Annotated in this window: 19 protein-coding genes, 1 pseudogene and 1 riboswitch; of the genes and pseudogenes, 12 read left to right on the top strand and 8 right to left on the bottom strand. The window is 60.8% G+C overall.

Annotated features, from left to right (window positions below; all coding sequences use genetic code 11):
• Positions 1 to 62 precede the first annotated feature (62 nt).
• From QZL67_RS06130 to QZL67_RS06120, 3 genes are all read right to left on the bottom strand, one after another.
• Positions 63 to 1,676, bottom strand: a complete 1,614-nt coding sequence (locus QZL67_RS06130) for a mannitol dehydrogenase family protein (RefSeq protein ID WP_022289870.1) — start codon at positions 1,674 to 1,676, stop codon at positions 63 to 65.
• Between the two features lie 89 nt (positions 1,677 to 1,765).
• Positions 1,766 to 3,040, bottom strand: coding sequence for a lactate racemase domain-containing protein (locus tag QZL67_RS06125; protein ID WP_022289869.1), 1,275 nt, complete (start codon positions 3,038 to 3,040; stop codon positions 1,766 to 1,768).
• 64 nt (positions 3,041 to 3,104) lie between these two features.
• A complete protein-coding gene (locus QZL67_RS06120; RefSeq protein ID WP_022289868.1) occupies positions 3,105 to 4,133 on the bottom strand; it encodes a zinc-binding alcohol dehydrogenase family protein in 1,029 nt (342 codons plus the stop codon).
• 320 nt (positions 4,134 to 4,453) lie between these two features.
• Between QZL67_RS06120 and QZL67_RS06115 the strand changes: the two genes are divergently transcribed.
• Complete coding sequence (locus tag QZL67_RS06115) at positions 4,454 to 5,197, top strand: FadR/GntR family transcriptional regulator (protein ID WP_292919983.1); 744 nt, start codon at positions 4,454 to 4,456, stop codon at positions 5,195 to 5,197.
• 115 nt (positions 5,198 to 5,312) lie between these two features.
• Here the strand turns inward: QZL67_RS06115 and QZL67_RS06110 are convergent, their stop codons facing one another.
• Positions 5,313 to 5,507, bottom strand: a complete 195-nt coding sequence (locus tag QZL67_RS06110; RefSeq protein ID WP_022289866.1) for a hypothetical protein — start codon at positions 5,505 to 5,507, stop codon at positions 5,313 to 5,315.
• A 178-nt stretch (positions 5,508 to 5,685) separates the two neighbouring features.
• Positions 5,686 to 5,791: riboswitch (TPP riboswitch) on the top strand.
• A 147-nt stretch (positions 5,792 to 5,938) separates the two neighbouring features.
• Between QZL67_RS06110 and thiW the strand changes: the two genes are divergently transcribed.
• The 5 genes from thiW to QZL67_RS06085 are packed head-to-tail and all read left to right on the top strand — an operon-like array spanning position 5,939 to position 8,945.
• On the top strand, positions 5,939 to 6,481 hold the full coding sequence (thiW, locus tag QZL67_RS06105; protein WP_022289865.1) for an energy coupling factor transporter S component ThiW: 543 nt from the start codon (positions 5,939 to 5,941) through the stop codon (positions 6,479 to 6,481).
• Positions 6,482 to 6,493: 12 nt separating this feature from the next.
• Positions 6,494 to 7,321 carry a hydroxyethylthiazole kinase gene (gene thiM / locus QZL67_RS06100; RefSeq protein ID WP_022289864.1) on the top strand — a complete coding sequence of 276 codons (828 nt, stop codon included), beginning with the start codon at positions 6,494 to 6,496 and terminating at the stop codon, positions 7,319 to 7,321.
• Complete coding sequence (gene thiE, locus QZL67_RS06095) at positions 7,302 to 7,964, top strand: thiamine phosphate synthase (protein WP_022289863.1); 663 nt, start codon at positions 7,302 to 7,304, stop codon at positions 7,962 to 7,964. Before thiM ends, thiE begins: the two co-directional genes overlap by 20 nt.
• Positions 7,957 to 8,598 carry an HAD family phosphatase gene (locus QZL67_RS06090; RefSeq protein ID WP_022289862.1) on the top strand — a complete coding sequence of 214 codons (642 nt, stop codon included), beginning with the start codon at positions 7,957 to 7,959 and terminating at the stop codon, positions 8,596 to 8,598. Before thiE ends, QZL67_RS06090 begins: the two co-directional genes overlap by 8 nt.
• A gap of 44 nt (positions 8,599 to 8,642) precedes the next feature.
• A complete protein-coding gene (locus QZL67_RS06085; protein WP_022289861.1) occupies positions 8,643 to 8,945 on the top strand; it encodes a thiamine-binding protein in 303 nt (100 codons plus the stop codon).
• Between the two features lie 238 nt (positions 8,946 to 9,183).
• Here QZL67_RS06085 and QZL67_RS06080 read toward each other — a convergent pair whose 3' ends face one another.
• On the bottom strand, positions 9,184 to 9,615 hold the full coding sequence (locus QZL67_RS06080) for a flavodoxin (protein WP_022289860.1): 432 nt from the start codon (positions 9,613 to 9,615) through the stop codon (positions 9,184 to 9,186).
• 375 nt (positions 9,616 to 9,990) lie between these two features.
• On the opposite strand from QZL67_RS06080, the gene QZL67_RS06075 reads away from it, so the two are divergent.
• From QZL67_RS06075 to QZL67_RS06055, 5 genes are all read left to right on the top strand, one after another.
• Complete coding sequence (locus tag QZL67_RS06075; protein ID WP_022289859.1) at positions 9,991 to 10,203, top strand: FeoA family protein; 213 nt, start codon at positions 9,991 to 9,993, stop codon at positions 10,201 to 10,203.
• Positions 10,204 to 10,215: 12 nt separating this feature from the next.
• Positions 10,216 to 10,437 (top strand): ferrous iron transport protein A, encoded by a 222-nt coding sequence (locus QZL67_RS06070; protein WP_022289858.1) that lies wholly within the window; start codon positions 10,216 to 10,218, stop codon positions 10,435 to 10,437.
• Positions 10,438 to 10,508: 71 nt separating this feature from the next.
• Complete coding sequence (gene feoB, locus QZL67_RS06065) at positions 10,509 to 12,689, top strand: ferrous iron transport protein B (protein WP_022289857.1); 2,181 nt, start codon at positions 10,509 to 10,511, stop codon at positions 12,687 to 12,689.
• A gap of 15 nt (positions 12,690 to 12,704) precedes the next feature.
• Positions 12,705 to 12,857 carry a FeoB-associated Cys-rich membrane protein gene (locus QZL67_RS06060; RefSeq protein WP_022289856.1) on the top strand — a complete coding sequence of 51 codons (153 nt, stop codon included), beginning with the start codon at positions 12,705 to 12,707 and terminating at the stop codon, positions 12,855 to 12,857.
• Positions 12,858 to 12,931: 74 nt separating this feature from the next.
• Positions 12,932 to 13,318: a metal-dependent transcriptional regulator gene (locus QZL67_RS06055; RefSeq protein ID WP_022289855.1), complete on the top strand. Its 387-nt coding sequence runs from the start codon at positions 12,932 to 12,934 to the stop codon at positions 13,316 to 13,318.
• Positions 13,319 to 13,364: 46 nt separating this feature from the next.
• On the opposite strand, the gene QZL67_RS06050 is transcribed toward QZL67_RS06055, so the two are convergent.
• The 3 genes and pseudogenes from QZL67_RS06050 to QZL67_RS06040 all read right to left on the bottom strand — a co-directional run bounded on the left by QZL67_RS06050 (position 13,365) and on the right by QZL67_RS06040 (position 17,499).
• On the bottom strand, positions 13,365 to 13,751 hold the full coding sequence (locus QZL67_RS06050) for a metallopeptidase family protein (RefSeq protein ID WP_022289854.1): 387 nt from the start codon (positions 13,749 to 13,751) through the stop codon (positions 13,365 to 13,367).
• A 24-nt stretch (positions 13,752 to 13,775) separates the two neighbouring features.
• Positions 13,776 to 15,938, bottom strand: a pseudogene (locus QZL67_RS06045) (Tex family protein).
• A 76-nt stretch (positions 15,939 to 16,014) separates the two neighbouring features.
• The gene (locus QZL67_RS06040; protein ID WP_022289851.1) at positions 16,015 to 17,499 is read right to left on the bottom strand and encodes a DUF1846 domain-containing protein; all 1,485 of its coding nucleotides are present in this window, start codon (positions 17,497 to 17,499) and stop codon (positions 16,015 to 16,017) included.
• A 344-nt stretch (positions 17,500 to 17,843) separates the two neighbouring features.
• On the opposite strand from QZL67_RS06040, the gene QZL67_RS06035 reads away from it, so the two are divergent.
• On the top strand, positions 17,844 to 18,471 hold a 628-nt coding region (locus QZL67_RS06035), incomplete at its 3' end, for an adenylosuccinate synthetase (RefSeq protein ID WP_292919981.1).

Here is an 18,471-nt window from a genome sequence, read left to right as displayed (position 1 = left end):
CCCCGCCGTACGGCGGGGCTTTTTTCTGGTGTTGCGGCGGCTCTCACCGCCTGAAACCATGGTTATTCTGTCAGATACTTGTGCAGTGTGGCCCGGACAGCTCCGGGACCAGCCAACTCCTCCACAAAGATCTTTTCGATCTTGCCGGCCAGGGGCGTGGTGGTCAGATCCACGCCGAAGATGCTGGCATTGGCCAGGATAGGCCGCAGCTGACCATGGTAGCTGGCAGGATCGTTCCAGACGATGCCCTGGAGCTGGGACTGGAGCGTCTCCTTCAGGGGATCATCGCTGACCTCCATGGGCTCGCCCTTATCGTTGATGCCCAACAGGTAGCGCATCCAGCCCGCCAGAGCCAGAGGTACACTGACCAGGGTGCTCAGGTCCCGGCCCTCGGCCAGATAGCTCTTGATGGTCTCACCGAAGCGGACTCCCACTTTCTGGGAGGTATCCGTGGCAATCCGGCGGGGATCATCGGGCATAAAGACATTGGGCAGACGCTGTTCCACCACTTCATCCAGGAAGTCCTTGGGTTTGACGATGCCCGGGTCGGTGACTACCGGCAGGCCCTCCACATAGCCCAAGCGCTTCACCAGTGCCACGATGTCGGGGTCGTCCATCTCGTCGGCAATTTTGGTATAGCCCAGCATGCAGCCGTTGACGCTCATGGCGGTGTGCAGGGGGTTGAGGCAGGTGGTGACCTTCATCCGCTCGGTCTTGTTGACGGTCTCCCGGTCACAGAAGATGACGCCCACCTTGTCCAGCGGAGGGCGGCCGTTGGGGAACTTATCTTCAATCACCAGATACTGGGGCCGCTCGGCGTTGACAAAGGCTGCGGTGTAGCCGCCCTTCTTTGTCACGATAGCCTCCATGCCCTCGATGCCGTCGGCAGTAAGGCTCTCCTCCACCACCTTGGAGGGACGGGGCACGATTTTGTCGATCATACTCCAGGGGAAGCTGACCTTGCTCTCATCATTGAGCCAGTCCACAAAGCCCTGCTCCACCAGGCCATTGTTCCGCCAGGCTTCGGCGATCTCCGCCACGCTGTTGTGGAGGGTCTGTCCGTTGTGGCTGCAGTTATCGAAGCTGCACACGGCCAGGGGGAATCCGCCGGCCTGATAACGCCAGTAGAGGAACTTGGTGAGGGTGGCCATGGCGTTTTTCGTGTTGTGGGGGCCCTCCTTCATATCGGCCTCCACGGCGGGCAGCAGCGTCCCGTCGGGATTGTAGAGTTTGTAGCCCTTTTCCGTAATGGTGAAGGAGAGCATCTGCAAGCCCGGATCAGAGAAGATTTCCCGGAAGCGGGCCATGGCCGCCTCGTCGGAGCTGTCCGCCTTGATGCCCTCGGCGATGCTGCCGATGATCTCCCGGCTGGTGGTGGCGTCGGGGTTGAGGGTCACGGCGATGCAGAGGTTGTCAAAGGGGGTGTAGGCAATATCCAGGATCGCGGGATCGTTGGTGTTCGCCATTAGCAGCCCCTTGTCGGTCAGGCCCTCGTTGAGCATCCGCTGGGCCAGAGCAGCAATGTAGGCGCGGAAGATGTTGCCGGTGCCGAAGTGGACCCAGGTAGGCGCCTTTTTGGTGGCCTCCGCCACAGCGGCCACATCATACTTGGGCAGCTCCACATGGGCGGCGGCCCATCCGGCCTTGTCCGCCAGAGAAGCACGGTTGAGTTTCATACGTTCAAACCTCCGTCAGAATGGACCGGCGGCCGCAAAGCAGCCGCCGGATGCAGTCGGGTCTCGGCCCGTTTTTCAAATTGTCTCCGTTAGTCGTCGCACTTCCAGAGGCCCAGTGCCGGCGTGCCCACAAAGTAGATCTCCTCGCCGTCAGGCATGGTGTTCCAGCCCTCCTTGAGGGTATGGGGATCATAGCGCTTGCTGACCTCGTTGTAATCCGCCCACTGATAGCCCACGCTCTCAATCTCCTCTTTGCTCATCAGCTCCGGCTTGGTGCAGTAGGTGATGGTGAAGCGCCCATCGCTGCTGCCCTGGATCAGATGGGCTGCGCTCATGATCTTGTCATCGCCGAAGGCGCCCTTGTTGAAGAGATCCAGAATGTAATCCCGGCCCTTGTAGCCGAACTTGCGGGTCATGGCGTCCATTTCCTCGTTTTCGCCGAATGCCCGGACGCCCGGTGCCAGAATGATCAGGTCGCCGCCGTCCGCCACGATCATACGGGTGCGGTAAACGCCCTTGTTGCCCACCCACGTGGTCTTGAGCTCTTCCGGGTCCAAATAGGTGACCACCTTCTTGGCCCGGCGCTCCACGTGGACGATATTCAGTTCCTGGGCCAGCTCGCATGCCTTTTCAAAGGGCACGCGGCTGTCACCGATGTATAGCCCGTTGAGGTGAAGCGTTTCACCGTCCCGGGTGGTGACGGTCTGCAAAAACACCACCGGCAGCTTGCCGTCGATGAAGTGCTGCTGGGCATAGTCATAGAGCACCCGGGCAGGGCAGTCCCGGTTCCCCAGGGCCTTTTCCAGACCGCAGATGGCGGAGAGCATGTGGCTCTTGTTGATCATGGCGCGGCCGCCCAGGCCCACAAACAGGTTCTTGGAATAGTTGGCCATGCCCACCACCTCGTGGGGCACCACCTGGCCCACAGACAAAATCAGGTCGAATCCGCCGTCCACCAGCAGGTGGTTTACTTCCACCTCGATCTCCGCGGAATACAGGCCGCCGCTGATCTTGTTGACAAAGTCCTCCGGAATGGTGCCCAGAACGGTGGTATCGGTCTGCCAGTGGTGGATCAGGATATCCTCGTCCGCCACCACGCCGCCGAAGAACTTCTGCTTTTCCCCGTCGCTCATGGGCATGTGGGTGCCCAGTGCGGGCATCACCTTCACCTCGGCGCCCATGGCCTTCAGGCGGGGATAGAGGATCTTGGTGATCTCACCGGCATAGCTGTAGCAGCGGGTATAATCCGGGGGCACGATCAGCGCCTTCTTGACGTTCGGATACTGGGCCAGCAGCTCTTCGCACATGGAGACGACCTTCTCCTGGGAGATGCCGGATCGGTCGGTGCAATACAGTTCTTTCATACTTTGCTTCTCCTCTTCACATCTCGTTGTGCCGGGGAGGGAAACCCCCTCCCCGGCAGTGGGATCAGTCCGCGACCTTGACGATGACCTTGATGTAATCGCCGGGGTTCTTCTCGTTGTCGATGATGGTGGCGGGGGCCTCCTCCATGGAGATGATCTTGGTGACGGTGTCCATCAGCTTGACCTTGCCGCTGTGGAGCAGTTCCAGAGCCTCCTCGAATTCACCGGCGCTGGTGCGGGCACCCCGGATGTCGATCTCCTTGCGGGTGATCATGTCGGTGGGCAGGCTGGTCTCGCTCTTGGGCCAACCGGTGAAGGTGATGCGGCCGGCATGGCAGACCATATCCAGGCTCTGACGGATCAGGACGTTGGCACCGGAGCACTCCATAACCAGCTGCGCGCCCTCGCCGGTGATCTCAAGGACCTTCTCCACAGCGTTGACTTCCTTGCTGTTGATGGTGTACTCCACGCCCATCTTCTTGGCGAAGTCCAGCCGCTCCTGGACGATATCGATGATGATGGCGTGGGCACCATAGGCCTCAGCTGCCATACCCGCATACAGGCCGATGGGACCTGCACCCAGAATGGCCACATACTCGCCGGCCTTCAGTCCGCCGCGATGGATGCCGTGAAGGGCGATGGTCAGGGGCTCTGCCAGGGAGCCCATCTCATAGCTCATGCCCTCGGGCAGCTTTACCAGCAGGTTTGCGGGATGGCAGAAATACTCGCACATACCGCCGTCCACATGGACGCCCAGCACCTTCAGACTGGTGCAGCAGTTGGTGCGGCCGATGGAGCAGGCATAGCAGTGTCCGCAGTAGATGTAGGGGTCCACAGCCACCCGGTCGCCCACCTTGAGGCCCTTGGGGTTCTGGGCAGGATCGTCGGGGATGCTGACGATCTCACCGCTGAGCTCGTGGCCAATGACCCGGGGATAGCTGACCAGGCCGTTGGTGCCGCGGAAGGCGCCGATATCGCTGCCACAGATGGCGGCACAGTGGATCTTGATCAGGGCCTCACCCTCCTTGGGCGTGGGCATCTCCTGGTCGACACAGGCAACCTTCCAGGGCTCTGCAAACTTGATGGCTTTCATAATAAGTTCCCCTTTCAAAAATAAATGTCCGATTTCCACGCCGCCGGACGGACAGCCACGGCCATCCGAGACGTCGCACGTCTTATGTCTTTATTATAACTGCTCCTTCTGAAAAAGGGCAGACATATTATTCAACAAATGTTTGCGCAACAATCTGTGCAGTTCTCCAAACCCTTGCAGCGTAATCGTTTTAGTCGTTAAGGGCTTGTCAAACTCTTGACTGTGCCGGAGGAATCGAGTATATGTATATGCAGAGAATGTACGTAGGATGTCCTACCAATAACCGCCGATGTCGGCGGAGGAAAAGGCGGATGGCAAGTATGGGCGAGTATATTTTTGAAACAGTCAAAGACAAGGAGCTCCCGCTGGCGGAGCAGGTGGCCGGTCAGATCCGCCAGCTGATTATCGACCGCCAGCTGACCAACGGGGAAAAACTGCCCAACGAGTTTGAACTGGCCCAACAGCTCAACGTGGGCCGGGGCACGGTGCGGGAGGCGGTAAAGCTGCTGGTTGCCCGGAACGTGCTGGAGATCCGTCGGGGGCGGGGCACCTTTGTGGCCCGGCATACCGGTGTGGTCAACGATCCCCTGGGCTTTGCCTACATGCCGGACCAGCTGCGCCTGGCCCATGAACTGCTGGACATCCGGCTGAATATGGAGCCCTGGGTTGCTTCTCTGGCGGCCCAGCACGCCACGCAGGAAGATGTGGCGGAGCTGCGGACACTTTGCAGGGAGATCGAGGATCTGATCCACGCCGGAGAAAACCATCTGCTGCGGGACGAGGCTCTCCATGTCCGCATCGCCCGCTGCACACAAAACCGTGTGGTTCCCAAGCTGCTGCCGGTGATCGCCTACTCTGTGCAGCTCTTCGGCAGTCTCAATGACCAGCGCATCTATCAGGAGACCATCGACACCCACCGCCAGATCGTGGACGCCATCGCCGCCCACGACCAGGAGGCCGCCCGGGAGGCCATGTACCGGCATCTCACCGGAAACCTGGCCGCCATCACAGAACAGGAAGCACTTCAGGCCCAGGGGCAGCCCGCCCCCTCCAAGACTTTGTAAGCTGCGCAGGCACACAAAAAGGGACGCCTCCTCCCGAGGCGTCCTTCTTTCATTTCTGCCAGCTGTTCGCCGGTTTTTCACCCAGGATTTACGCCGCGGCGGAGATTTTCCCCGCTCATACCGGGTGCCGGCGGACGCACAGGGCGGAAAACTGCCGTGTCACAGTGGCACACAGTTCGTTGTAATAGTTGAGATAATCCTTCTTTTTCTGCCGCTGGACGTTCTGTTTTGCCTGATATGCGGCCCAGCGGGGACAGTCCTTATGACAGCCGGGCGTATGATCCGGGCAGCCTGCCTGACAGGGAAGCATGGAAAAACCCCCTTTTCAACTCACGCTGTGATTTGACCTTGGTACCATTGTAGCAGTCCATTGCAAAAGATAGCACCAGCATCGTGTAAAACGCAGGTGAAACTTTTTCGGCAGAATCCCCTCTCCGCCGGCCGCAGCCCTGTCAAAGGCTTGACAAGCCCTGTCCCGGGGTCTATACTGTGGCTTGCAAGGGAGTTCTCGAAAGAGGGCTGAGAGGAGGGTGTTTCCCTCGACCTCACCTGATTTGGGTAATGCCAACGTAGGGATGCAACGAAGATCGATCTTTCCGCAGATTTCACCGGGCAGGCGCCGGCGAAACCTGCGGCAAACGGACGCGACAAGCGGAATCCCCCTTGCGGGGATTCCGCTTTTTTCTATGCAGACAGTGCCCGGTCTCTCCTGAAACCAGATTTGACAAGGAGGATTCAACCATGTCCCATTCATCCGATTCTGCCGCCCCGGCCCTGACCCGTTCCCGGAGTGTCGCCACCCGCAAAATGATCCTGACGGCCATGTTCGCCTGCCTGGCCTTCGTCCTCAACACCTTCGTCTACTTCCCCGCCATGGCCCCCTTCCAGCATTTTGTGGACGTGCTGGCCGCCGTGTTCGTGGGCCCCTGGTATGCCTTTGCTGCGGCGCTTTTGTGCGGCATCCTGCGGATGCTCAGCGGCCGGACCATCCAGGCGGTGGCAGGCGCCATCTTCGGTCCCATCCTGGGCGGCCTTCTGTACCGGAAATTCCACAATTTCTGGGTGGTTCTGCTGGGTGAAGTGGTGGGCACCGGCTTTGTGGGCGCCATGGTGTCCTACCCGCTGATGAAGCTCTTCTACGGTCTGGACGCCCAGTCCCCCTTCTATTACATCCCCTTCTACACTCCCGCCGCCGTGGTTGGCGGCTGCATGGGCCTGGCCGTGCTGCTGATCCTCAAGCGCACCGGCATGCTGGACCGGATGCTGGCCCAGCTCAATCGCTGAAAGGAGCAAACGATGGAATTTACAGCAGCTTTGCGCCGGGTGCGGGATGCCGCGCCCTTGGTGCAGTGCATCACCAACTTTGTCACAGTCAACGACTGTGCCAACATCATCCTGGCCGCCGGCGGCTCCCCCTCCATGGCAGATGACATCCGGGAGGCAGCAGAAAGCGCCGCCGGTGCCAACGCGCTGGTGTGCAACCTGGGAGCCATCGGCAAGGTGGACTCCATGATCTCCGCAGGCCAGTCTGCCAATCACGCGGGGCATCCGGTGGTGCTGGACCCGGTGGCCGCTGGCGGAACGGAGCTTCGCCGGCAGGAGAGCGCCCGACTTTTGGATCAGGTCCACTTCACCGCCATCCGGGGCAACGCCTCGGAGATCCGGGCCCTGGCCCTGCGGGAGCAGGTGGGCCGGGGCGTAGACGTAGGCCAGGGCGATGTGGTGACGGCGGATACTCTCTCCCGCACCGTGGAGACTGCCAGGCTTCTCGCCCGGCAGACCGGCGCCGTAGCGGCGGTCTCCGGCCCCATGGATGTGGTAACGGACGGCAGCCGGACCGTGATTTTGCGCAACGGCTGCGCCACCATGGCCCGCATCACCGGCAGCGGCTGCATGCTGACCTCTTTGATGGGCACCTTCTGCGGTGCCATGCCGGAGGACCCCTTCACCGCCGCCTGCACGGCCATGGCCGCCATGGGCGTGGCCGGAGAGATCGCGGAGGCCCGGCGTCTGGAACACGGCACCGGCAACGCCACATTTCGTAACGACCTGATCGACGCCATTTTCAACCTGACGGAAGAACAACTGGAAAAAGGAGTGCGCTATGAGATTTACCAAGGATGAGATTCGCAAGGCCATGCTGCTTTATGCGGTGACAGACAGCTCCTGGCTCAAGGAGGGCCAGACTCTGGCCCAGGTGGTGGAGGACGTACTGGCAAACGGCGCCACCTTCCTCCAGATCCGGGAAAAAGAGATGGAACACGGCGCTTTCCTGGCGGAGGCCCGGCAGCTGCAGGCCACTGCCGCAAAGCACCATGTGCCCTTCGTGGTCAACGACGCCATCGACATCGCCCTGGAGCTGGACGCCGACGGCGTCCATGTGGGCCAGAGCGACATCGTGGGCAAGGATGTCCGGGCCATGATCGGTCCCGACAAGATCCTGGGCATCTCCGCCAACACGGTGGAGACCGCCGTGGCCGCCCAGGCCGCCGGCGCGGATTACATCGGCGTGGGTGCGGTGTTCCCCACCTCCACGAAGAAGGACGCCAAGTCCCTGAGCCGGGAGGAGATGCGGGCCATCTGCGAGGCTGTGGACATTCCGGTGGTCGCCATCGGCGGCATCAACGCCGGCAACCTCTCCCAGCTCTCCGGCAGCGGTGTGGACGGCGTGGCAGTGGTCTCCGCCATCTTCGCCCAACCCGATCCCGGTGAAGCCACCCGGCATCTTCTGGAGCTCTCCCGCGCCATGGTGGCCTCCCATGGATAAGCAGTTCTGCATTTTTGATATGGACGGTACCCTGGTGGACTCCATGGGCTACTGGAAGCGGCTGGGCCGGGAGTTTCTGGCGCAGAAGGGCGTCACGGAAAATGTGGAGCCGGTGCTGGAGCGCATCAAGCCCATGACCATGACGGAGTCCGCCGCGCTGTTCATCGAGAGCTTTGCCCTCTCCGGCACGCCGGAATCCATTGCGGCGGAGATGAATGCCGTGATGGACGAGCACTACCGCCGAGACGTTCCCCTCAAGCCCGGTGCCGACAGATATCTTCAAGCCCTTCGGAGCCGGGGCGCCCGGCTGTGCGTGGCCACCGCCACGCCGGAGCCCCTGGCCCGGCTGTGTCTGGAACGGCTGGGCGTGGCAGATCAATTCGAGTTTCTCCTCAGCTGTGACGCCGTGGGCGGCGGCAAGGACCGCCCGGACGTCTTTTTCGAGGCCGCCCGCCGTCTGGGGTCCGCACCGGCGGACACCGCCGCCTTTGAGGACGCCATCTACGCCGCCCGCACCGCCAAACAGGCCGGTTTTTACACCGTGGGCGTCTATGATGAAAACAGCGCCGGCCGCTGGATGGAGATGACCGCCCTGGCGGATGAGACCATCCGGGACTGGCGCGAGGCTTTGTGATTCCCGCCGCCGACGCGGCAAACCATAGAAAGGAAGGATTCTTTATGACTGCAAGTGTTGCGATTCAGACGCTGCCCGCCGCTGAGAACGACGACGAGCTGGTGCGCATTGTGGACGAGGTGATCGACTACATCAAGAGCACCGGCCTTCATTATTACGTGGGCCCCTTTGAGACCACCATCGAGGGCAATGACTACGACCAGCTGATGGACATTGTCAAGGAGTGCCAGCACGTGGCCATCCGGGCCGGTGCCCCCAAGGTATCTGCCTATATCAAGGTGGTCTATGAGCCGCAGGGCGAGATCCTGACCATCGACAAGAAGGTCACCAAGCACCATCAGGCCTGACGGCATTTTCCCTTTCCGCAGCAGCTCTCTCCCCCCATATGGAAAGGCGCCCCTGACCGGGGCGCCTTTCTGTGTTTACCACAAAACTTCTTCCGCTCTCCTGACGCCCCGGTCGAATCGCCCGGCAAACGTCCCCAAACAGGAGTCGCCCCCGTACGGCATGCCATACGGGGGCTTTGAGGAAAAAAGGAGATTGTATCATCAGGTCCGCCCTTTCGAAGCTGACCGGGGGAAATCGTTACCAGGCAGCCAGTTTCCGGCCCAGCTCCCGGCAGGCCTCCAGGGTCTCGTCATCGGGGGCTTCATGGGCCATCAGTCCGTTTTCATCATAGAGATTGGCATTTGCAGCCTCACAACGGGCACACCAGTCCCGCATCCACTGTCCGTCGCCCCAGCCATAGGAGCCAAACAGGGCGATCTTCTTTCCGCTCAGAGCACCTTCCAGGTCTGTGAACATGGGGTCAAACTCCGATTCTTCCAGCACCTCGCTGCCCATAGCGGGACAGCCGAAGGCCACTGCACCGAACTCGGAAAACCGGGCCGCGGAAAACAAACCGGGACCCATCATCTCCACTTCCGCACCGGCCTCCCGGGCACCTTCCGCAATCTGTTCCGCCATGGCCTCCGTGTTGCCGGTACCGCTCCAGTATACAATTGCAAGTCGATTCATTGTGTGGTTCCTTCCTTTCCGCTTGAAACATATTCGCGAATGTTTGCATCTACTAACCTCGTTCTAAAAAACCGGCGGGCTGCCCAGTTGCCCGCCCATGAGGTTAGTTTTATCTAACCTCATGGGCAGAATATCACACCCCTCTTGCACTGTCAATCCCCCTTTTCCGGCCGCTCTCCATTTTTACACAAATGCCGCAATTTTTACAGAATTGCGCCCTCGTAAGTTAGCTAAAACTAACCAAAATGCACTCTCCCTCCAAAACGGGGGTTGACAAGCAGAAGTTAGTTAGTATAAACTTGCAGTCAGCAAGAGAGGTAGCTGTGGCTAACTCTATAAATGGGCCCGGCACTTTCCTGGGAGAGGAGGACGGCATTGATCCCTTTGACCATGGCCGCAATCGGCGAAACGGCCGCCATTCGAAAAATTACCGGCAGGGATGAAATCCGCCAGCACCTGGCGGAACTTGGCTTTGTGGTGGGTTCGGAGACCACGGTGGTCAGCAAGATCGGCGGAAATCTGATCTTGCAGGTGAAGGACAGCCGGATCGCTCTGGACGCATCCATGGCGGTCCGCATTCTGATTTGAGGAGGAGCAGCAATGAAGACACTGAAAGATGTAAGGGTGGGGCAAATTGCCACGGTGGTAAAGCTCCACGGGGAAGGCCCCACCAAGCGGCGGATTATGGACATGGGCATCACCCGGGGCGTGGAGATCCACGTGCGCAAGGTCGCCCCGTTAGGCGATCCCATGGAACTCAACGTACGGGGATACGAACTCAGTGTCCGTAAGGCCGACGCTGAGATGATCGAAGTGCAGTAACCAGGGCGGCAGCAGGCCGCTTTTATTCAGGAAGAGAGTTAGTCCTAGCTAACATTTGGAAGGAGCGCATGATGGAACTGAAAATTGCACTGGCCGGCAATCCGAACTGCGGAAAAACCACCCTGTTCAATGATCTGACCGGCTCCAATCAATACGTGGGCAACTGGCCCGGCGTCACGGTGGAAAAGAAGGAGGGCCGCCTCAAGGGACATAAGGATGTGATCATCCAGGACCTGCCCGGCATCTACTCTCTCTCCCCTTACACTCTGGAAGAAGTGGTGGCCCGGAACTACCTGGTGGGCCAGCAGCCGGATGCCATTTTGAACATCGTGGACGGCACCAACATTGAGCGAAACCTCTACCTCACCACTCAGCTGATCGAGCTGGGGCTGCCGGTGGTGGTGGCGGTGAACATGATGGACCTGGTGCGGAAAAACGGCGACCGGATCGACGGGAAGAAGCTCAGCGAGGCCCTGGGCTGCACAGTGATGGAAATCAGCGCCCTCAAGGGCGAGGGCAGCACCGCGGCAGTGGAAAAAGCCATGGAGCTGGCACTGACCCAGCGCTCCGGCGAGCTGCCCCATGTGTTCACCGGCAGTGTGGAGCACGCCATCGCCCACATTGAGGAGTCCATCCAGGGCAAGGTGGAGGAACGGTATCTCCGCTGGTATGCCATCAAGCTCTTTGAGCGAGATGGAAAAGTGCTGGCGGAACTGGAGCTGGACGAGGCGCTGAAGGCCCATCTGGAAAAACACATCCAGGACTGTGAGCAGGAGCTGGATGACGACGCCGAGAGCATCATCACCAACCAGCGCTACGCCTACATCAGCGGCGTGGTGGATAAAGCCGTGCAGAAGGGCCGGGCACGACACGATCTGACAATGTCCGACAAAATTGACCGGGTGGTCACCAACCGGATTGCAGCCCTCCCCATCTTCGCGGCGGTGATGTTCCTGGTCTACTGGATCGCCATGGGCCCCTTCGGCACCTTCCTCACTGACTGGACCAACGACGTGCTGGGCAGTGCGTGGCTCCAGGACGGCTCCCGGTCTCTGCTGGAGAGCTGGGGCTGCGCCGAGTGGCTCACCGGGCTGGTGTCCGACGGTATCGTGGCCGGTGTGGGCGCGGTGCTGGGCTTTGTTCCCCAGATGCTGGTGCTGTTTTTGATGCTGGCATTGCTGGAGGACGTGGGCTATATGGCCCGGGTGGCCTTCATTATGGACCGGATCTTCCGCAAGTTCGGCCTCTCCGGCAAGAGTTTCATCCCCATGCTCATCGGCTCCGGCTGCGGCGTCCCCGGCGTCATGGCCTCCCGCACCATTGAAAATGAGCGGGACCGGCGAATGACCATCATGACCACCTGCTTTGTCCCCTGCGGTGCCAAGATGCCCATCATCGGCCTCTTTGCCGGCGCTATCTTCGGCGGCAGCGGCCTGGTGGCAGTCTCCGCCTACTTCATCGGCGTGGCTGCCATCGTGACCTCCGGCATCCTGCTGAAAAAGACAAGGGGCTTTGCCGGTGACCCCGCTCCCTTCGTCATGGAGCTGCCCGCCTACCACACCCCCGCTGCCGGCAACGTGCTGCGGGCCACCTGGGAGCGGGGCTGGTCCTTCATCAAGCGGGCCGGAACGGTGATCGTGGCCTCCTCCATCATTTTGTGGTTCCTTCAGGGCTTCGGCTTCACAGAGAGCGGCTTCGGCATGGTAGAGGACAACAACAGCTCCCTGCTGGCCGCCATCGGCGGTGCCGTGTGCGTGATCTTTGCCCCCCTGGGCTTCGGCAACTGGCAGTCCACCGTGGCTACCGTCACCGGTCTCATCGCCAAGGAGAACGTGGTCTCCACCTTCGGCGTCCTCTTCGGCCTGGGTGCGGACCTGACGGAGAGCGACCCCGGCCTCCAGGCCTCCATCGCCTCCCACTTCACCGCTCTCTCCGCATACAGCTTCATGGTCTTCAATCTGCTGTGCGCCCCCTGCTTTGCGGCCATGGGTGCCATCAAGCGGGAGATGAACAGTCCCAAGTGGACGATGGCCGCCATCGGCTATATGTGCGGCTTTGCCTATCTGGTGTCGCTGATGATCTATCAGTTGGGCGGACTGGTGACGGGCGAGGTGTCCTTCGGCATCGGCACCATGGCCGGTGTGCTGGCTCTGGTATTTTTAGGCTATTTGCTTTTGCGCAGAAACAAGTACGAGGACGGCCGGCTGCATGTCAGCGCCGTCCGCGCCGCAGGGATCAAAGCGGCCAAGTAAGAAAGGGCGGATTTTATGAATGCACCTACCCTCATCGGCGCGCTGATTGTTCTGGCCATCTTCGCGGCCATTGTGGGCCGCAGCATTTACAACCGCAAACACGGCAAGGGCGGCTGCTCCTGCGGCGGGGACTGCGGTTCCTGCGGCGGCGCCTGTCACGGCAAGTAAACACCGCAGACAAAGGCGCGGACAGAGTTCCCTGTCCGCGCCTCCGTTTTTCACCACAGAGGAGGTTTTTCTACGTGGAATGGACCTGTACCCATCTGCGCTATCTGCTGGCAATCTACACGCTCTCTCAGAAAACATCGAACGTAGGCGCCGCGGCGGTGGCCCGGGCCTTGCAGGTTTCCTGTCCCTCCGTCACCCGGATGCTGGGCATTCTGGCCCAGCGGGGGCTTTTGGAGCGGGAGCGGTACGGCAAGATCCATCTCACCGACCAGGGGCTGGTACTGGCCCGCACCTTCTCCCGAAAGGTGGCGCTGGTGGAGACACGCCTGCCCCGGATGGGTCTGGCACTGACGCAGGAGGAACTCTATCAGGCCGCCTGCCTCCTGGCGGCGGCGCTGCCGGACCATATCTTGGACACAGCGCCTGTTCCTCCGCCGTCAGATCCGGCTTCTCTCTTCTAACAAATATACAAAAGCGGGGGCAACGGTTCGTTGCCCCCGCTTTTCCCTATTCGTCCAGCCCGTATTCCTGACGCCACTGTGCCAGTTCCTCCGCGTCCCGGTCGTCCAAGGCGTGAAGTCCGCCCCGGGACTCCATGTGATGGGTCAGCTCATGGGAGAGTGTGGTCACCAGTTCCTCCCGCCAGGTCTCCCTGTCCCAATCCTCTTTTTCTGCCAGTGCGGCAAAGGACCCGTAGTAGAGATTGATGTACCGACCCAGGCAGTCCTCGCAGTACTCCCCCAGGATGTACATCTCCCCCTCCGGAAACTCGGGGTCCGGCAGGGCCTCCTCCAGCAGATTCACTCCGCCGTTGAGTTCATCAAAGAGGACGGTGGGAAATCCCTCCGCCATCTCGTCCAGAAGATCGTTGACTTCCTCGATGGTCAAAATCATAGATCGGCCTCCTTATTCCGGCGGTCACTGATTTTTCACTTGGCGCATGGAGAGACTGATGCGCTTTTTCTTCTCGTCCACGTCCAGCACCACCACTTTGACCACGTCTCCCACGGACACCACCTCCGAGGGGTGCCGGATAAACTTGTCCGCCACCTGGGAGATGTGGACGAGGCCGTCCTGGTGGACGCCGATATCCACAAACACGCCGAAATCGATGACGTTGCGGACGGTGCCAGTGAGCACCATGCCGGGCTTCAAATCCTTCATCTCCAGCACGTCGGTGCGGAGGATGGGCTTGGGCAACTCGTCCCGGATGTCCCGGCCGGGCTTCATCAGCTCTCCCACCACGTCCCGCAGGGTGGGCACGCCCACGCCGCACTGCTCCGCGGCTGCCTCTTCGCCGCAGGCCTTCACCTGAGCGGGCAGGTCCCCCAGGTTTCACGCCGCCACATCGGCAAGGGTATGGCCGGTGAGCGCCAGGAGCTTTTCCGCCGCGGCGTAGCTCTCCGGATGGACGGCGGTATTGTCCAGAACGCTCTTGCTCTCCGGCACCCGCAAAAAGCCCGCACACTGCTCAAAGGCCTTGGGCCCCAGCTTGGGGACCTTCAGAATCTGCTTGCGGGAGGTGAAAGGACCGTTGGCCTCCCGGTAGGCCACCACGTTCTTGGCAGTGGTGGCGGTGAGGCCCGCCACGTGCTGCAAAAGCGAGGGTGAGGCGGTGTTCACGTCCACGCCCACGGCGTTGACGCAGTCCTCCACTACACCGCCCAGCGCCTCGTCCAGCCGTTTGGGTGGCATGTCGTGCTGGTACTGACCCACGCCGATGGCCTTGGGGTCGATCTTCACCAGCTCTGCCAGGGGGTCCTGGAGCCGCCGTGCGATGGACACGGCGCTGCGCAGGTTCACGTCGTACTCAGGGAACTCCTCCGCCGCCAGGGGGCTGGCAGAGTATACGCTGGCCCCGGCTTCGGAGACGATCATATAGCTCACATGGCTCCCGGTCTCGTTGACCTGATGGATCAGCTCCACCGCCATCTGCTCCGTCTCCCGGCTGGCGGTGCCGTTGCCAATGGCGATGTGCTCCACGCCGTGCTTTTTAATGAGGCGGGAGAGCACCGCGATAGCCTCTTTTTTCTGCCGCTCCCCGTGGGTGGGGTACACCACGGCGGTATCCAGTACCTTGCCGGTGCCGTCCACCACCGCCACCTTGCAGCCCATGCGGTACCCCGGGTCCAGGCCCATGGTGACCTTGCCCTTGACAGGAGGCTGCATCAAAAGGGGCTTGAGGTTCAGTGCAAACTGACCGATGGCCCCCTCGTTGGCGCTGTCGGTGAGGGCTGCCCGGGCCTCCCGCTCCAGAGAGGGGAAGATCAGGCGGTCATAGGCATCCTCCGCCGCGGCTCTGAGAAAGTCCATGGCGGCGCTGCCGGGAATCACCACGCTGCGGCGCACGGTCCGCAGTGCCAGCTCCCGGTCCAGCCCCACACTGACCTTCAGCTTCTCCTCTTTCTCGCCCCGGTTGATGGCCAGGATCTGATGGCCCTGGAGTTTGGAGAGAGATTGGGTGAAGTCGTAGTAGAGGCGGTAGACGCTGTCCTCCTCCGTGGCGGCCTGGGAATGGAGAAAACCATTTTTCATCAGCAGCTCCCGGAGCTTTCCCCGGAGGGCGGCATCATCGCTGACGGTCTCCGCCACAATGTCGCTGGCCCCGGCCAGGGCATCCTCTGCCGTCTCCACGCCCTTTTCCGCATCCACATACTTGGCGGCCTCCGTTATCGGGTCCGGAGCGCCGGGGGCCATCAGTGTCTCCGCCAGAGGGGCAAGGCCTTTTTCCCGGGCAATGGTGGCCCGGGTGCGGCGCTTTTGCTTGTAGGGCCGGTAGAGATCCTCCACCTCCGCCAGCGTGGCGGCAGTGTCGATGGCGGCGGAGAGCTCCGCCGTCAGCTTGCCCTGTTCTTCAATGGCGGACTTCACCGCCTCCTTGCGCTCGGCAAGGCCCCGCAGGTACCGGAGCCGCTCTTCCAAAGTGCGCAGGGACGTATCGTCCATGGCGCCGTGGAGTTCCTTACGGTAGCGGGCGATGAAGGGAATTGTGTTTCCCTCGTCCAAAAGCCGGACCACGTTTTCCACGTGGTCCGGCTGCTTGTTCAGTTCTGCGGCGATTTGTTGAATGATGGGGTCCATGGGACTTCCTTTCCTGAATATCAATGTGATTCCGCCGGAATCCGGTGCGGAAACCGCGGTATCCCGCGCTGTTTACTTACTTATGGTACAGCTTCTTCGTCTCATACCGGGCCTCGCAGCTGACGTTGATGCCCAGCCGCTTGAGAAGACTCTCGTCCACTTCGCTGAGGATCACGGTAAAGTGAGCATCGCAGCCCCGAAGTTTGGGCAGCTGCTGCTGGGCCAGCTCCGCCAGGGGATTGGTGAGAGCGGAGATGGTCAGGGCCATCAGCACCTCGTCGGTGTGGAGCCGGGGATTCTGGTGGCCCAGATACTCCGTCTTGAGCCGACAAATGGGCTCCAGCACCTGGGCAGAGATCAGCTCAAACTGGTCCCCGATGCCGCCCAATGCCTTGAGGGCGTTGAGCAGCAGCGCAGAGGCAGCGCCCAGGGTGTCAGAGGTCTTGCCGGTGACCACCCGGCCATCCGGCAGCACCATGGCACCGGCAGGGCCTCCGGTGGTCTCCGCCTTCAGCAGGGCAGCGGACACGGCGGGGCAGATCTCCGGTGTGACGCCGGCCTGCTGCATCACCATCTCCAGCTTCCGCACAGGCTCTTCCCCGGCCTTGCCCCGCTTGTAGTCCACGCAGGCGGTGTAGTACCGGCGCAGGATCTCCCGCCGGCTGGCCTCACAGCACACGGCGTCGTCCACGATGCAGTTGCCGGCCATGTTGACGCCCATGTCCGTGGGGGACTGGTAGGGGGAACTGCCCTGGATCTTCTTGAAAATGGCGCTGAGTACCGGAAAGATTTCCACATCCCGGTTGTAGTTGACGGCGGTCTTGCCGTAGGCCTCCAGATGGAAGGGGTCGATCATGTTCACGTCATCCAGATCCGCCGTGGCAGCCTCATAGGCAAGATTCACCGGATGCTTCAAAGGCAGGTTCCAGATAGGGAAGGTCTCAAACTTGGCATAACCTGCGGTGATGCCCCGCTTGTGGTCATGATAGAGCTGGGAGAGGCAGGTGGCCATCTTGCCGCTGCCGGGGCCGGGGGCCGTCACCACCACCAGGGAATGACTGGTCTCAATATAGTCGTTTTTCCCCAGGCCCTCGTCGCTGACGATGTGGGGCACATCAGAGGGGTAACCCGCGATGGGATAGTGGCGATAGCAGCGCACTCCCAGGGTGGTGAGGCGCTTCAAAAATGCGTCCGCCGCCGCCTGCCCGTCGTACCGGGTCAGCACCACGCTGCCCACATACAGCCCCAGGCCCCGGAAAATATCAATGAGGCGCAGGACATCGTCATCATAGGTGATGCCCAGATCTCCCCGGACCTTGCTCTTTTCGATGTCCGCCGCATTGATGGCAATGACGATCTCCACATCCTCCTTGAGCTGCTGGAGCATGCGGACCTTGCTGTCCGGCTCAAAGCCCGGCAGCACCCGGGAAGCATGGAAATCGTCAAACAGCTTGCCGCCGAATTCCAGATACAGCTTGCCGCCGAACTGGGCGATCCGCTCTTTGATGTGGGCAGACTGGGTGGTCAGGTATTTTTGATTATCAAAGCCAATGGCTGCCATATGCACACGACCCCTTTTTCATTTTTTCCCGCACAGTATATCACATTCGTCCTGATTTGGAAAGACAAACCGCACCTTTCCCAACTGTCTGCGGCCCCTTCGAAACGCCTCCCTCATATTCTTCCCAGTACTGCCGTGCCAGGCGGAACGCACGTTCGTTTCAGGCAAATCCTCGGCAGCACACCGGGAAATAGGTCGACCTTATTAGCGAAATTTATGCTGAACATAACAAGTTTGTGCTTTACTAATGCGGATTCACCCGATATAATAAGTAAGGTTCGGCGCTTTTGGAAAAAGCCGGGGCGCCGGCAGTCTTCGTAAATTAAAACCGGGAGGTTTTTGATATGTCAAATTGCGCCATCGTAGGCATCAACTGGGGCGACGAGGGAAAGGGCCGCATGGTGGACCTGCTGACCCAGGACTATGACGTGGTCGTCCGCTATCAGGGCGGCGGCAACGCCGGCCATACCGTCGTCAACGAGCAGGGTAAGTTCGCGCTGCACCTGCTGCCCTCCGGCATCTTCCGCAAGGGCGTGGTGAACATTCTGGGCAACGGCGTGGCACTGGACTGTGAGAGCCTGTGGAACGAGATCATGGATGTCACCGGCAAGGGCGTTTCCATTACCCCCGAGAACCTGAAGGTCAGTGACCGGGCCTCTTTGCTGCTGCCCTGGCACCGGGATCTGGACGGTCTGGAGGAAGCCCGCCTCAAGGACAAGAAGTACGGCTCCACCAAGCAGGGCATCGCTCCCTTCTACTCCGACAAGTACCAGAAAAAGACCATCATGGCCGGCGAGCTGCTGTATCCGGAAAAGCTCTGGGACCGTCTGGCGGACATTCTGGAGTGGAAGAACCTGACCCTCACCAAGGTTTACGGCGCCAAGCCCTATACCATGGACGACCTGAAGGCCTGGGTTGCCGATTTCGGCGAGAAGATCAAGCCCTTCATCTGCGACACCGGCGCATTTTTGC

Origin of the sequence: Oscillibacter sp. CAG:155 (assembly GCA_000436875.1) — a bacterium.
GTDB lineage: Bacteria > Bacillota > Clostridia > Oscillospirales > Oscillospiraceae > Oscillibacter.
The sequence above is the reverse complement of the archived record's forward strand: the minus strand, read 5'-3'. Positions and strand labels throughout refer to the sequence as shown.